This window comes from uncultured Chloroflexus sp. (assembly GCF_937951745.1).
GTDB lineage: Bacteria > Chloroflexota > Chloroflexia > Chloroflexales > Chloroflexaceae > Chloroflexus.
Genome location: NZ_CALFBQ010000001.1, coordinates 63,947 through 78,622, shown reverse-complemented (window position 1 = coordinate 78,622; position 14,676 = coordinate 63,947). Strand labels below are relative to the sequence as shown.

Below are 14,676 nucleotides of genomic sequence, written 5' to 3'. Positions count from 1 at the left end.
TCATAATGAGCACTTCACTAGCTCACACGCAAGCATTGCGACACAGAATGATTGGATCCGCGCATACGAAACGGGGGGCAGACTGCTATGTGGCGTAAGTTGCTGTTGGTCGTTCTCCTTGTCGGGATCGGGTACCTCATTTGGCGACGGATGCAGAGCAGCAGCGAGACGGTAATCACGTTACCGCTTACCCCGCCAGCGAGCCCACCGCCTGCGCCGGTAATGCCCCCATCAGCCGCGTCTCCGGCGCCTAGTGCAGGGCCACGCCCAGTTGCTACCCGTGTGCATCGGGGAGCGCCGCCCAAAACTGCGCCGGCCAGCGCACCTGCGAGCGGCGATACGCCTAGTGCGCCACGCCCGGTTGCTACCCGCGTCCATCGGGGAGCGCCGCCAGAGCGACGCAGTCCCGCAGCCGTTGAACTCACGGCTACTGCACGTAATGGTGCAAGTGAGACGGTCGCACCCCAGCCGGTTGAGGCAGCATCATCCGAACCAGTCGCGGCAACGGACGCCACGCTTGCCATCACTCAAGACGTGACGACTCCGGCGGTGACTGCCCCAGAGCCGGCGCCGGCTACACCCGAAACACCGGTCGCCACCGCGCCAGAGCCGAGCCACGAGGAAGAGTCGGTTGCTGCTGCGCTGGCAACCACCGAGACAACCGGCATCGAGCCGATCGATATCAATCGCGCCGACCGCGAGGCGTTGATCGCGCTGCCCGGCATTGGGTCGGTACTGGCCGACCGGATCATTGCCTACCGCGAAGCGCACGGCCCATTTAAGAGCGTTGATGAACTTATGGCGATCGCCGGCATTGGCGAACGCAATATCAATACCTTCCGCAAACTGGTCTACGTATCGCATGATTGAACCGTACCTGTTGCGGCGCGGCGAGCACGCCTGCCTCCTGATTCACGGCTTCGTCGGCGATCCCGGTGAGATGCGTAGCCTTGCCGAGCATCTCGCCGGCGCCGGTTACACAGTGTTCGGTATGCGCCTGCCCGGCCACACCGGCCAACCCGAAGACCTGATGCCGGTGCGCTGGTCTGACTGGCTGACCGCAGCCAAGTATGCGTTTGATCGCCTGTCAACCAGCTACACCACCGTCTCGGTGATCGGATTTTCACTCGGTGGTGCGCTTGCCGCCCTGCTTGCCGCCGAGCGACCGGTGCATCGGCTGGTGATGTTGGCGACTCCCTACCGGCTGGGGGGTGATTGGCGGGTCAATGTGTTAGGCATTGCCCGCTACGTGACGCCATGGTTCTACTTACTGGCCCAAGCCGATTTCACCAGCCCCGATCTGCGAGCATCGATCTGGCGGCGCCAGCCCGGTCTCGACCTCGATGACCCGGCCATCCAACAAATGTTGCGCCGATCGGTGAAGGTATCGGTCGCTGCTGCTGATGAGCTACGCTTGGCGCTAGCCGCCGCCGGACAAGTATTGCCACGCGTGCGAACGCCGGCGCTGCTGATGCACGGCCAGAGCGACACAACTGCTGATCCGGCGAGCGCAGCGATGATTGCCGCTCGGATCGGCAGTGCCCGTTGCGAACTCGTCTACTGGCCGGCAACCGGCCATCAATTGCTGTTGGAGGGGCCATACCGCGAGGCAATCTTTCGGCGGATTGAGCGATTTTTGGGCCGTCCCGCAGCAACAGAGCGGCGCTCCGTCGCTATGGGGCGCGTTTGATAACGATGAGGGTGATGTCATCGAACGGCGGCTGACCGTGGCTATGGCGGGCAATCGCGGCCAAAATCGCTTGCACGATCGCACCTGCCGGCGCAGCGGCATAGGTCTTGATAACGGCACGCAACCCCTCCACATCAAACGGCACCAGCACCTCGTTTACCGTTTCAGTCACGCCATCGGTATAGCAGACTAACACATCACCCGGCGCGAGCGCGGTTTCAGCTTCGTGCAAGGTCACTTCAGCCAGCACGCCGAGGGCGATTCCGGGAGTGCGCAGCTCTTCGATTGCGCCGGTCGCCGATCGATAAACCAGCGGCGGATTATGGCCAGCGCAGGTATAGCACAGACGACCACTGGCCAGATCAAGCCGGGCATAGAAGAGGGTGACAAACATCCCCGACTCGGAGTCACGGTAGAGCCAGCGATTAGCCCGTTCCATAGCGCGGGCCGGCGGCGATCCATCGAGGGCGGCAGCGCGCACCAACGAACGGGCCATAGTCATAAACATAGCCGCAGGAACACCTTTATCGCTGACATCGGCGATCACAAAGCCCAATTCGCGCGGCGGATCGGCACCAACGGGCAGAGGCCAGAAATCGTAGAAATCGCCGCCGACCAAGCGGGCCGATTGCCACGCCGCGTCGATCTGCCACCCCTGCGCTACCGGTAAACGGGTAGGCAACAACGATTGCTGAATCTCGCGGGCCACGCGCAGCTCTTGTTCGAGCCGGGCTGCTTCGGCAGCTTCGGCGGCGAGCAGCAAGCTTTCCAACGCGCCGGCAATTTGGGCCGCTGCGCCGATGCATAAATTCTGCTGGCGGGCGCTCAGCGAGATAAACGGGTCATTGTAATCGAGTACCAACACCCCTAGTAATGCATTGCGCGCGCTAATCGGTAACCCGACCAACGACCCGCTCTGCGCGACCGCAAGTAAGCCCAGCCACTGATCAAGGTTATCGTGCGCTTGCCAGAGCATTTCAGGGCGCGGTTGATCAGCTTCGGTAGCACGTTCGCGTAAACGCCACAGAAAGGGCGACTGCGCCGGTGTGTCAATGAGCGCCGCGCGGGCAGCCACCGGCAACCCATAGACAGCGCGCACCACAAAATCACCCTGTTCGCGATCCCACAGTGCAACGTAGCAGCGCGGGCAACCCAACAACAACGGCGGCAACCGCACCACCGTCGCCAACAGATCGGGCAGCGTTGTCGCTCGACCAATGTTTTCGGCGATCTGTAACAGTGCATTGAGCGTCCATGCCTCTTCCTGCTGGGCCGTATAGGCATTGGCACTCTCGATCGCAATCGCGATCTGATCCGCCAGCGTGCGCATCACAAACAGATCGTCTTCATCGAAGTCATCCGGCTCATCACTCTGCACATCAAGCACGCCGATCACGGTTGCGCCGACGCGTAACGGCACCGCCAGCTCGGAGCGGGTTTGCAGCGTATCGCGGATCACGCGCCGATCGCTGAGCACATCGCCGGCCAACAGCGGCTCACCGCGCTGCACCGCCTCACCGACCAGCCCCTGCCCAACTCGCAGTGAGAGCGCGCGCAACCGTTCGAGATCGGCGCCATCAGCGGTCGAAGCGCGGAAATAGATCCGGCCATCATCGGGCGAAACGGTAAAGATATGGACTGGATGGTAGCCAAACCGCTCGCGAATAAGCCGCACAATCGAGGGTAACAACAAGTCGAGATTGAGGATCGCGGTAATCTGCTGGCTCACCTCGCGAATCGCCTGCAACTGGTTGGCACGCTGGCGCGCTTCGTGGAAGGCGCGAGCGCGGGCAATCGCCACCGCCGCTTGATCGGCGATCAGGGAAATCAAACGCAAATCGTTGGCATCAAAAGCGGCTGGCTCATAACTCTGCACCGAAATCGAACCGATCACCGTTTCGCCAGCGATCAACGGCACGTAAATCCCAGAGCGAGGCGGACGCTCGCTCTGATAACGGGGGCGGGCCGGCAGTCGATCCATCTCGCGGGTAAAATCCTCGACCAGAATCGCTCTGCCAGTCTCACGGATCCAGCCAATCAGACCACTATTTTCCGACAGATCGACCGTCAAGCGCGGCAACCGCACCCGATCCTGCACTCGCACCATCAGGGTATAGTGATGACCGTTGAACAGGCCGAGATGAAATGACGAGGTATCGACAATCCGGCTCGCCTCGCGGTAGATCAACTCGCAGAGGGCATCAACATCGAGTTCGCTGCGGATAATCGCCCGGCTTACCTCGTTGAGCCGGGCTAATTCGCGCACCGACCGGCGTTGGCGTTGGAGATTGAGTGATGAGCGGCGTAAAATAGCCGCCGATGCGATCAGGGCCAAGCCGGCCAGCGCCAGATGCAGCAAACCGAGATCATGAGCAATCGCCGCGCCAAGCCATGCCAGCGGCAATGGCGCCAGCTCAGCACCGAGAATAGCACGCCACGCCGAACGCCACCACGTCGCCAAGCCACTGCGCCCACCCTGCAACAGTTCGCGCAACACCCGCCCGGACTGCGTCACTACCGGAAACGTGATTAATGTCCAGCCAAATAACGTCTCGGCGGGTAGATTGGTGAACGGTTGGCCGCTGAACAGCGCGGCCAACCAAGCGCCCGCCAGCAAGCCAAGCGCGCGCAGACCACCGCGCAAGACGGGCCGGCCCAGCAACCAAAACAACGTGCGCGGGCGATTGGTCAACAAGAGGATCACCACTCCGGAAAGGACACCCTCGATGGCAGCCAGCCACGCACCAGCCACTGGCCCCAACGCCAAACCGGCGCTGACAATCACCAGTGGGGCAAGGCTATGGACATCGGCGGGAGGAATGCGAAAGGCGAGCAGATCAACTGCAAAGGCGATGATGGCAAACAGCGCAACCAGCGCCGGCGCGACGGGTGCGACCGGAAGCATGAGCAACCAGCCCAACGCCACCACACCGACGAGCAGACCATACCACGTCAGCAGGTGTTCACGCGCCACTCAACGCCTCTGCGAAAACGCTGCCCGAGCTTCCGACACCGACGGATGGATATTAAACACCTGCGTAAAACCAGTGACCGCAAACACCTCTTGCACCTGCGGTTGCAGCGACGCCAGCCGCAACTCGCCGCCGAGAGTCATCAACTCTTTGCGGATAAGGAGAAGCGCGCGCAAGCCACTGCTCGACAAGAACGGGACATTGCTTAGATCAAGCACCATCTGGCGTGCGCCTTTAGCAATCTGCTCGTTGGCCAACTTCACCAAACGTGGCGCAGTGAGCGCATCAATTCGATCAGCAATGGGGATGACCACCACTTCATCAGGCAGATCAGGCTGATCGTGCGGCAAATATTTGACCATTGTTAACAGATTGCCGCCTTGAGGCGAAAACTCAAACCGAACTTCATCCATTAGGCGAGTGATGAGATAGATCCCCAAACCACCGACCTGCCGTTCTTCTAGCGGCGAGGTAATATCGGGCTCCGGCACTGCCGCCGGATCGAACTGACGACCATGATCGCGCACGGTAATGATAAAACGATGATCGCGGCACTGCCAGCTTAAGGTTAAATCGCCGGGTTGGTCAGGGTCGTAGGCATGCTGGATGACGTTGGTCACGGCTTCATCAACGGCAAGTTGCACCTGCCACGTCGCCCGCTCATCGAGACCGCAACGTTCGGCAGCGGCAGTGATAAACGCACTAATCTTGGCAAGCGCATCGAGATCGGCGGTAAGGGTGATACTATCCATGGCGATCGCAGAGCCGGACACTGGCGCGCCCGGCGTGGTGGTGGGGTTAGAATGATCCGACGGCTTCGACGGTATCGCCATAGATCTCGAACAATGAGCTAAAGCCGGTGAGATCGAACACCTCTTTGATCCGGGGCGGCAGATTGGCGATCCGCACATCGCCACCCTCAAGATCGGTTAGCTTCCACTCGCGCGCCTTCTTGCGCGCTTCGATCAACACCCGCAAACCGGGGCTGCTGATATACTCGAGCCGGCTGAGATCCAACACAATGCGATAACGACCGTCGGCAAAGATCGACTCAATCAATTGCTTGAGTTGCGGCGCTGTGGCAGCGTCAACGCGCCCGACGACCTCAATGAGATCAACCCGGTTGAGCCGGCGGTGATTCAGTTCCATCCCGTCCCTCCTCTTACAGGCGCTGGTGGCGCGTTACGCATGACTGCACGGTATTATAACACACTGTTGCCGGTTGAACAGAATGTGCTGCCGCCCATGCTATAATGACGTTGCGAGCGCCCATCGAGGAGCGGATATGGCACAATGGAACGATCTCAGCGTTGCCTTCAATACCTTGCGCGAAATTGATGTCGCCGCCATCCGCGCCGAAGCCGAACGCCCGCTGGCGATCGTTTGCGTAGGATCGCCGCGGGTCTGCCAAACGATCGCTACCCGGCTCGAAAGCGGCCCGCAGCGGTATGGCGTGACCGGGCCGTCACCGATTCAGCTCGCTAGCCTGACGACAATTATTCCCGACGAACTGCGCGGCGTCGATCTAATTGTGCTTGGGCTTGACCGAAACACGCGCCTCTCGGCACGTGAATTAGCAACCATCGACCGGTTGGCGGCGCTGGCTTTGCCCACCGTGGTGGTGGTGTGGGGGACGGCCTTGCCCGCCGATGCCGGACCGCTCCACCCGCGGGTGGCCCATGCCCGACTGTTGGTCGTGCCCGATCCTGATGCGCCTGATGTCAATGCACAATTGGCTGAAGCGGTGCTTGACCGGCTGCCCGGCGAGTTGCATCTGGCGGCGGCGCGCCGATTGCCCGGTCTGCGCGCTGCGGTGGCTCGCCAACTGATCAACAGCGTCTCATTTACCAATGCGACGTATGTGTTAGCCACTGCACTGCCGTCGCAAATCCCGATCTTTAATGTCCCCTTTGCCGCCGCTGATATTCTGGTGCTGACTAAAAATCAAGCGATTCTGGTTTATCGCCTCAGCCTCGCTTACGGCGCGCCACCTGACATCCGCGAACGCTTGCGCGAAGTGTTGCCGGTCATTGGCGGTGCGTTTATCTGGCGGCAACTGGCCCGTGCACTGGTAGGATTGATCCCGATCTGGGGGGTGGCGCCCAAGGTGGCGATTGCCTATGCCGGCACGTATACCACCGGTATGGCGGCATGGCGTTGGTTTGCCGAAGGCGAGATCGTTGATCAAGCGCGCCTGCAGGAGCTAGGACGCGAAGCGTTAGCCTTAGGCCGCGCGCGAGCCGCCGAGCTGATCGCAGCCGCGCAGGCTAGGAGTGCCCAACAGATGAGCCGTTGGCAACGGTTTTGGCAAGGTGTGCAAGCGAAATTCCGGCGCACTCGCCCATAGTTCCCTCAGGATACCGTGCGGAACCCTAGCTGCCACAGAGGAATGCCTGAAGAAACGGCCCACTGGGCCGTTTTATTGATGAGGGATCATCTGACTCAACCCGCGAGGAAAGAACACTATGGATCATTTCGTCATCGAAGGCGGCCACCGGTTATCGGGTTCGATCCGGCCCGCCGGCAACAAGAATGCAGCCCTGCCCTTACTCGCTGCCAGCCTCTTGACCGATGAACCTGTCACGCTGCGCAATATTCCCGACATTGGCGATGTACGTACCAAGCTGGCGCTCTTATCTCACCTCGGCGTGCAGATTGAGCGGCTAGAACCGAATGTAGTGCGTCTGCACGCCGCGCGATTAGCGCCGGTTGAACCCGATACCGCTTTGGCGCGCCGCATCCGCACCTCGCCGCTCTTGGCCGGCCCGCTGCTCACCCGGCGCGGGTATGTCACCCTGCCGCGACCCGGTGGCGACGCGATTGGACGGCGACGGCTCGATACCCATCTGCTGGCGTTGCAAGCCTTGGGAGTACAAATTGAAGTCACCCCGGCCAGCTATATTCTTACCACTGACGGATTGCGCGGCGCTGATATTTTCCTCGACGAAATGAGCGTCACCGGTACTGAACAGGCGATTATCGCGGCGGTGACGGCCGAAGGCCATACCACGATCGGCAATGCCGCCTCGGAGCCGCATGTGCAAGATTTGTGCCACTTGCTCAACCGCATGGGGGCGCGGATCAGCGGTATCGGCACCAACTTGCTCGAAATCGAGGGTGTGAGCCGGCTGCATGGCACTGACTACACTATCGGCCCCGATTTTATGGAAGTTGGTTCACTGATTGGCTTGGCGGCAGTCACACGTAGCGAACTGCGAATTGTCGGCGCGCGCCCACGCGAGCATCGTATGACCAAGATTATGTTTGGACGGCTTGGAGTGACGTGGTATGAGGAGGGTGACGACATCATTGTGCCGCCGGATCAAGAACTGGTGGTGCGTCACGATCTGCACGGCGCTATCCCCAAGATCGACTCGGCACCGTGGCCCGGTTTTAACCCTGATCTGATCAGCACGGCGATTGTGATCGCCACCCAAGCCCGCGGCACCGTGCTCATCCACGAGAAGATGTTCGAGAGCCGGCTGTTCTTTGTTGACCGACTGATCGGCATGGGAGCACGCATTGTACTCTGCGACCCGCATCGGGCAGTAGTCGTCGGGCCATCACAACTCTACGGTGAACCCGATGGCCTGCCAAGCCCCGACATTCGCGCCGGCATGGCGCTGGTCACGGCGGCACTATGCGCCAAAGGGCGCAGCGTGATCTACAACATCGGCCAAATCGACCGCGGCTACGAACGGATCGACGAGCGGCTCGCCGCACTCGGCGCCCGCATCGAACGGGTGCGGGGGGGATGATAGTGGCGGCGGCCCCACCCCTAGCGGGATTGCGATACGATCATCCTACGGGGTTTGAAGATCAGAGCGAACATTTGATCGAGTATAACCGTTGATCGCTATATAATGCTTCAAAGCTTAGCTCCTAGCCCCGCTCCCATTGGCGCGGGAGCGGGGCTAGGAGTGAGGGCGAAACGGCTGATCGCAAAGTCATCAACGCTCATACGTTCTGTCTACTCTTGAACCTACGGGGTGTATGGCTGAATCAAGCCCTCGCCATCGTTGCGCACCTGATTGACCGCCTTGCTCACCGGATAGACGCGCAACGCTACTGGCGGCGGGGCAAGGCAAAGATGGTGGAGACGGGCCGCGTCGGCAGTGGGGTCAAGCCACAGCGCATCGAGATCTGGCGGCAGGATCACCGGCATCCGATCGTGGATCGGGGCAACGATCTCGTTGGCAGCAGTTGTCAGAATGGTATAGCTTTCGACGATTGCGCCATTAGGCGCGCGCCACTGCTCCCATAGACCGGCGAAGGCCATCAGATCGCCATCAACCGGCGTGAAATAAAACGGCTGCTTGCCGGCAACAGTGGGCTGCCATTCGTAAAAGCCGGAAGCTGGAACAAGGCAACGCTGGCGGCGAAACGCAGTGCGGAAGGCCGGCTTTTCGAGCACCGTCTCGCTGCGGGCATTGATCAGGCGCGCGCCGATAGCGGCATCGTTCGCCCACGACGGGATCAAACCCCAGCGCAGCAACGCCAATTCGCGCGTGCCATTGCTTGCGCGCACGACCGGAGCCGGCTGGGTAGGCGCAATATTATAGCGTGGCTGGAGTTCGAGCGGCGCTACGCCAAACCGGGCAGCGAGCTGAGCAGGTGAAACAGCTAAGGTATAACGACCACACATGGCATTGAGTGATGATTCGTAGAGATGCTTCACCGCCGCAAGCAAAGCAGACGCGAAGCAACAGAAGCGCCACCGGATACTAGCGGGAAGCACCGGCATCGGTGGCCTTTAACCACCGGCCCCGTTCCCTGCGGAGGTTTAAGAATTGACAGCGCGCTTGCAGCACAGCCGCTACCACCGTGTCCTAACCCTTAACGCACCGCTTTTCTCGCCCACATTACGGGGAAGGGGCAGGGATAGTCTCTATCATAACCACCCGCACAGGTTCTGAACGCCGTTGAAGCGCGGGCCAGAGAGGTGCGATGATCGCGAGCACCAACTCATCACAACCGCCTTAGAAATCATCTTTGTCTGGATCGAGGCGGGTCGTCTCGCCGGTCGCCGGTTCACCGCCAGCAGGCGACTGCATCCGTTTGATAAACTCAGCCAACTGATCGTTGAGTTGGGCGATCCCCTGCACCAAGGTTTGTTGGAGATCGTGCGCCGCTTGCGACTGCTGGAACTGGTGCAACGTCTGCTGGCCACGTTCAGCCAACTCTTGCACACGAGGATTATCGGCGATTGCCTTAACTGCCACCTGCACCTGTTCACCGATCGTACGCAGACCACTGAGCAATTCCTGCTGCAACTGGCGAGCGCGTTCACTTTCAAGCGCGGTACGGAGCGCTGCCTCGATCTGCTGGCCCAATTCGCGCAACTCGGCGCCCAAATCAGGGGTCTGATCGGGTTTCTGGTCGGGCTGACTCATCGTCTTCCTCCTTAATTACGTGATTACCGGCAGACATCAGCGATACGACGAAGATCTCCATGAAAACGTTGCCCCGGCCCGTAACAACCTTACCGTCGCCGGCGCAACAACAGCCAGAGACTAGCAACCACCGCCAGTGCACCAAGGGCAGGCCGGGCGCCACGAGCCGGGCCTTGGGCTACCAGCGCCGCCACCTCAGCAACACCTGACGGGCGGACAGGAATGCTCTGGGCCGGCAGCGCAATCTGGCCGGTCACATAGTTCCGGCGGCGCGCCACGGCGTAGAGGTGCGCCAGCGGCGGCGCCGGCTCGCCATCACCCGGCAAGAGATCGGCCAAATCGGCGCGGAAGAGGGCCAGCGGTAATAGGGGATCATCCTGATCACTGGCCAACACCCGGCGCAACAACGCGGTATGCGCTCGGTAGAGCGGATGGGCCGGCGCCGGTGTGCGCCGGCCTACCAACACATCCTGACCATTGTATGCAGCTAGTAACCGTTCAATCGCCAAAGCTGACGGCGGCGCCGCAGCGTCGATCGCGAGCACGAGATCACCGCTGATCAACCCGCACGCATCGCGGAGCAGGTACGACGGGCGGCGCGGCTGAACGTGATAGGTAGCATGCACTGGCGGGCGAGCCGCAGCAATACGCGCAGCAACCGCTGCCGCAGCGGGCCCGGCGGCGATTATCATCTCGTGATCAGTGCTGTAGCGCGCTGCCGCCACAGTGACAGCCGATACCGCCTGTTCGAGCCGGGCGCCATCGTTCGCATAGATGACGACTGACAAGGTATCGATACCAGACACGGGGAACCTCCGCAACGAAATCATGTTGGTAGCAGTATAGCACAAAGCTTGGACCATAACCGGCGCAGGGCAACTGGTTTACAGCCAGTGGTTTGGCGTTCGCCGACCACATCATTGCTGGCCGGTACAATTAGCGAGATGAACAAGCTGTCATTTAGGCCGCCGATAAATGAACGATTTGTAAACAGGTTGCCACGCAATTCCGCTTGACAGATATGTTTAGTGGGCTTAATCTTTTCTTTGCCAATGACCTAATCTACCTCAGCCCATCAAGCCAGCATCGTCGTTGCTGAGTTTGGCCGCGAGCAATGTGTGCTCTTGCTGGTTGGTATGCGCCATTCCTGCCTCAGCTCCGCCTGCGCCCCACCCGGATTAAGCCAGTTGCCTTTTTGAACACTGTACGGTTACACGAGATTAAGCGCCCAGACGCTGAGTGACATCCTTGATCCACTGCGGCTATAGACCAAGCGCACTAGCGAAAGGATTGTTGTCAGCGCCTTGCTGCATATCTGACTAGCAGCACTCGTGTCACTTGCCAGTGCAGCGGTTGAGAAAGGAGGGATGCGTTTGTAGCGATTTCAATGACGAAATGGCCGCACAAACCCCTTTTCGGTCGCGATGTTGTTCTGTTTAGGAGCTGAGGAGTTTATGAAACTCATGACCAAACGCCATCTCTTTGCAATCGCCATCAGCGTAGCGTTGACGATTGCGCTGATTGCGCCATCAGCGGCGCAGCCGCCCCGCCCAATCCCTAATCTTGATGCATTTCGGCTAGAAGAACCGCTTACCATTGATCGCTCACCCATCCCGCTCTCTCCCAGCCTCATTAACGCCACCGGACGCCAAGAGGTTGTCATTCGTCTCAGTGAAAATCCTACCGCGCGCGTGCCGCAGGGCGCTGCGCAGGCCGCCCAACTCAATCGCATTAACCAGCAACACGAGCGCGTGCTGGCCCGTTTGCGCGCAATTGATCCGACGCTGACCGAGCTGGCCCGGCTGCGGGTGGCACTCAATGCAGTGGTTGTCGAGGTCGATGGCGCGACGCTGCCGGCCTTGGCTCGCGATGTCGAAGTGGTGCGGATCAATCCGGTCGTGAACTACGAGCGTGATACCCAACCACCGATGGAGACGGTACCCTACATTGGCGCGAATCCAGCGGTACAAGCTGCCGGCTACCGCGGCAAAGATGTGCGCGTAGCCGTACTCGATAGCGGCATCGATTACACCCATGCTGCCTTTGGCGGCCCCGGTACCCTCGAAGCGTATCAGGCCGCCTATGGCACGAGTCCATCCGATTCGCGGAACACAACGCTTGATGGTTTGTTCCCGACCGATCGGGTAAAGGGCGGCTACGACTTTGTCGGCGAGGTGTGGCCGAATGGCCCGCTCATGCCCGATCCCGATCCGATTGACTGCGGTGTGGTTGGCCTGAGCAGTGGCACCTGCGCCGGTGGTCACGGCACTCATGTCGCTGACATCATCGGTGGCGAGCAGGGAGTAGCGCCAGAAGTCGATCTGTTTGCGGTGAAAGTCTGCTCGGCGGTGTCGCCGTCGTGCAGCGGCGTCGCCATTCTGCAAGGGTTGGATTGGGTGGCTGACCCGAACGGTGATGGTGTCACCGATGACCGCATGCACATCGTGAATATGTCGCTGGGTGTATCGTATGGTCAGAACTATGACGACGACGCGGCAATTGCGGTTGACAACCTAGAGCCACTCGGCATTTTGGTGGTGGCTTCAGCCGGCAACAGCGCCGACCGGCCCTATATCACTGGCACGCCGGCTGGCGCGCGCACGGCCCTCTCGGTGGCGCAAACGGCAGTACCGAGCGATGCGTCGTATCCGATTACTGTGCTTAGCACCACCGTCTTCGGCGTCGCCCAGCCGTGGGCGCCGATCCCGAACACGGTGGTCAGCGGCACCTTGGTCTACTTCCCGGCGCCGGGCAATAACCTTGGTTGTACACCCTACCCGCCCGGTTCACTAACCGGTCAAATTCTGCTGGTTGACCGTGGCACTTGCGCGATCAGCATCAAAGGCACGAACGGCGCCGCCGCTGGCGCCGCCGCAGTGATCGTGGCTAACAACGTTGCCGGCGTAGTGCCGCCTACCTTCGGCTTCGGCGGCGGCAACCCCACCGTGCCGGTGCTGTCGATTACGCAGGCCGCCGGCAATGCGTTGAAGGCCCGGGTGGGCAACCCAGTTACGATTGATTTCGCTAACCCGGCCAGCAACGCTGGCAGCGTCGTCGGCACGTCATCCCGCGGGCCAACCGCCGGCCAGCAGATGACCTACGGTAACCAAATCATGTATGCCCAGATCATCAAGCCGGAAATCGGCGCTCCCGGCGCATCGATTTCGGCCGTGGCCGGCAGCGGCACTGGTGTTGAGCCATTTGGCGGTACCTCAGGCGCAGCTCCAATGGTCTCTGGTGCAGCGGCACTGCTCTACAATGCGGTTGACTGGAGCCTCTCGCCATGGGAGTTGAAGGCACGGCTGATTAACACGGCCGAGACGAACATCTTCAACGGCCCACCAGCCTTTGTTGGCCCAGCGCTAGCGCCGATCACCCGCATCGGCGGTGGCGAGGTGCGCGTGGATCGGGCGATTGCAGCCCAAGCTAGCGCATGGGAGCTAGGGAATGGCACTGCGACGATCTCGTTTGGCTTGGTCGAAGCCACCCGCAACCCGACTAGGCTCCGCCGCACGATCGTGGTGCGCAACTACGGCAACACGCCACTTACCTACACCATCACGCCAACCTTCCGCTTCGCTAACGATGCAGCTAGCGGCGCGGTGACGCCGAGTACCTCGGTGAGCACCATTACGGTGCCGCCGCGCAGCCGCCGCACCTTCACCCTCACGCTGAACATTGACCCAACCAAACTACCGGCGTGGACGCTGAATTCGGGCAGCAATGGCGGCAATGGCGCAGCGCTGACCGCTGTCGAGTACGATGGCTATCTGGTGCTCGATGCCCCCGGCACGGCCAACGACTTGACCATGCCGTGGCACGTGCTGCCGCGTGCTTCAGGGAATGTCCGCGCCCCGGCTTCCGTCCGCGTCCATACCACTCCGGTTGCTGCCACCCTAACGAATACCGGCGCTAACCCGGTATCGGTTGAGCCATTCACCTTAATCGGTAGCAATGATACCGTCACTGCCTCGCTAGGCGCTGGCGTGCAGATGCCGCCGATGGATCTGCGCTACGTCGGCGTGCGCGCCTTCGACATCCCCGGTGTCTGCCCGGGGAATAGCCCCGTCATCCAGTTTGCCATTACTACCCACCAGACCATCACCCACTCCAACTATCCGGTGGAGATTGACCTGCTGTTCGACACCAACCGCGACGGTACACCAGACTACGTTGGCTACACGGCGGAAGTGGGAAGCTTTGCCAGTGATGGCCGCAACGCCTTCTTTGTTGGCCCGCTCAGTGGCCCTTACAGTGCCTTCTTCTTCACCAACCACGCCACCAACAGCACCAACACCGTGGTCACGTTGTGCGGTAGCCAAATCGGTGTCACGGCGCTCGGCCAGCAGATCAACGTCGCTGCTTACACCTACGACAACTACTTCACTGGCCTTGAGCTGAGCAAAATTGAGGGCATGAGCACGGTGCTCGGCGCGCCGCGCTTCGACATCGACATAGGCAGCGGGGTGGTGCCGGCCAACGGTACGCTCAACACCACCGTCTACCGCTTCAACGCCCCGGCTGATGTAACCGACTCCGGCATCCTGTTGCAGTACTCCTTCGCGCCGGGTGGTCGCGAAGCCAGCGCGATTATTGTTCGGTAATCGGTAACGAAACGATG

At 60.7% G+C, this 14,676-nt stretch carries 11 protein-coding genes; 5 read left to right on the top strand and 6 right to left on the bottom strand.

All coding sequences use genetic code 11. The features are described 5' to 3' along the window. The first annotated feature begins 87 nt into the window (after positions 1-87). Together Q1A59_RS00330 and Q1A59_RS00325 are read left to right on the top strand one after the other, a co-directional pair. Positions 88-870, top strand: coding sequence for a ComEA family DNA-binding protein (locus Q1A59_RS00330; protein ID WP_298402222.1), 783 nt, complete (start codon positions 88-90; stop codon positions 868-870). Continuing rightward, entirely contained in the window at positions 863-1,690 is an 828-nt protein-coding gene (locus Q1A59_RS00325; protein ID WP_298402223.1) for a carboxylesterase, read from the top strand. Before Q1A59_RS00330 ends, Q1A59_RS00325 begins: the two co-directional genes overlap by 8 nt. Here Q1A59_RS00325 and Q1A59_RS00320 read toward each other — a convergent pair. Genes Q1A59_RS00320 through Q1A59_RS00310 form a run of 3 tightly spaced genes read right to left on the bottom strand, consistent with a single transcriptional unit; the run spans position 1,674 to position 5,811 of the window. Then, a complete protein-coding gene (locus tag Q1A59_RS00320) occupies positions 1,674-4,664 on the bottom strand; it encodes a SpoIIE family protein phosphatase (protein ID WP_298402225.1) in 2,991 nt (996 codons plus the stop codon). The genes Q1A59_RS00325 and Q1A59_RS00320 overlap by 17 nt on opposite strands. Beyond that, positions 4,665-5,495, bottom strand: coding sequence for an anti-sigma factor antagonist (locus Q1A59_RS00315; protein ID WP_298402227.1), 831 nt, complete (start codon positions 5,493-5,495; stop codon positions 4,665-4,667). Next, positions 5,461-5,811, bottom strand: a complete 351-nt coding sequence (locus Q1A59_RS00310; protein WP_298402228.1) for an STAS domain-containing protein — start codon at positions 5,809-5,811, stop codon at positions 5,461-5,463. The genes Q1A59_RS00315 and Q1A59_RS00310 overlap by 35 nt, the downstream gene beginning before the upstream one ends. 136 nt (positions 5,812-5,947) lie before the next feature. Between Q1A59_RS00310 and Q1A59_RS00305 the strand changes: the two genes are divergently transcribed. Further along, positions 5,948-7,009 carry a hypothetical protein gene (locus Q1A59_RS00305; RefSeq protein ID WP_298402230.1) on the top strand — a complete coding sequence of 354 codons (1,062 nt, stop codon included), beginning with the start codon at positions 5,948-5,950 and terminating at the stop codon, positions 7,007-7,009. Between the two features lie 118 nt (positions 7,010-7,127). Then, a complete protein-coding gene (gene murA, locus Q1A59_RS00300) occupies positions 7,128-8,420 on the top strand; it encodes a UDP-N-acetylglucosamine 1-carboxyvinyltransferase (protein WP_298402232.1) in 1,293 nt (430 codons plus the stop codon). A 224-nt stretch (positions 8,421-8,644) separates the two neighbouring features. Here the strand turns inward: murA and Q1A59_RS00295 are convergent, their stop codons facing one another. The 3 genes from Q1A59_RS00295 to Q1A59_RS00285 all read right to left on the bottom strand — a co-directional run bounded on the left by Q1A59_RS00295 (position 8,645) and on the right by Q1A59_RS00285 (position 10,861). Beyond that, on the bottom strand, positions 8,645-9,307 hold the full coding sequence (locus Q1A59_RS00295; RefSeq protein ID WP_366144845.1) for an SOS response-associated peptidase: 663 nt from the start codon (positions 9,305-9,307) through the stop codon (positions 8,645-8,647). A 334-nt stretch (positions 9,308-9,641) separates the two neighbouring features. Next, positions 9,642-10,055 carry a hypothetical protein gene (locus tag Q1A59_RS00290; protein ID WP_298402235.1) on the bottom strand — a complete coding sequence of 138 codons (414 nt, stop codon included), beginning with the start codon at positions 10,053-10,055 and terminating at the stop codon, positions 9,642-9,644. A gap of 89 nt (positions 10,056-10,144) precedes the next feature. After that, positions 10,145-10,861 carry a hypothetical protein gene (locus Q1A59_RS00285; RefSeq protein WP_298482624.1) on the bottom strand — a complete coding sequence of 239 codons (717 nt, stop codon included), beginning with the start codon at positions 10,859-10,861 and terminating at the stop codon, positions 10,145-10,147. Positions 10,862-11,509: 648 nt separating this feature from the next. Here Q1A59_RS00285 and Q1A59_RS00280 point away from each other — a divergent pair. Next, entirely contained in the window at positions 11,510-14,659 is a 3,150-nt protein-coding gene (locus Q1A59_RS00280) for a S8 family serine peptidase (RefSeq protein WP_299643312.1), read from the top strand. Positions 14,660-14,676 lie beyond the last annotated feature (17 nt).

Coding starts and splice junctions, on each gene's coding strand:
- Q1A59_RS00330 (WP_298402222.1), top strand. CDS start 88: ATGTGGCGTAAGTTGCTGTTGGTCGTTCTCCTTGTCGGGATCGGGTAC.
- Q1A59_RS00325 (WP_298402223.1), top strand. CDS start 863: ATGATTGAACCGTACCTGTTGCGGCGCGGCGAGCACGCCTGCCTCCTG.
- Q1A59_RS00315 (WP_298402227.1), bottom strand. CDS start 5,495: ATGGCGATACCGTCGAAGCCGTCGGATCATTCTAACCCCACCACCACG.
- Q1A59_RS00310 (WP_298402228.1), bottom strand. CDS start 5,811: ATGGAACTGAATCACCGCCGGCTCAACCGGGTTGATCTCATTGAGGTC.
- Q1A59_RS00305 (WP_298402230.1), top strand. CDS start 5,948: ATGGCACAATGGAACGATCTCAGCGTTGCCTTCAATACCTTGCGCGAA.
- murA (WP_298402232.1), top strand. CDS start 7,128: ATGGATCATTTCGTCATCGAAGGCGGCCACCGGTTATCGGGTTCGATC.
- Q1A59_RS00295 (WP_366144845.1), bottom strand. CDS start 9,307: ATGTGTGGTCGTTATACCTTAGCTGTTTCACCTGCTCAGCTCGCTGCC.
- Q1A59_RS00290 (WP_298402235.1), bottom strand. CDS start 10,055: ATGAGTCAGCCCGACCAGAAACCCGATCAGACCCCTGATTTGGGCGCC.
- Q1A59_RS00280 (WP_299643312.1), top strand. CDS start 11,510: ATGAAACTCATGACCAAACGCCATCTCTTTGCAATCGCCATCAGCGTA.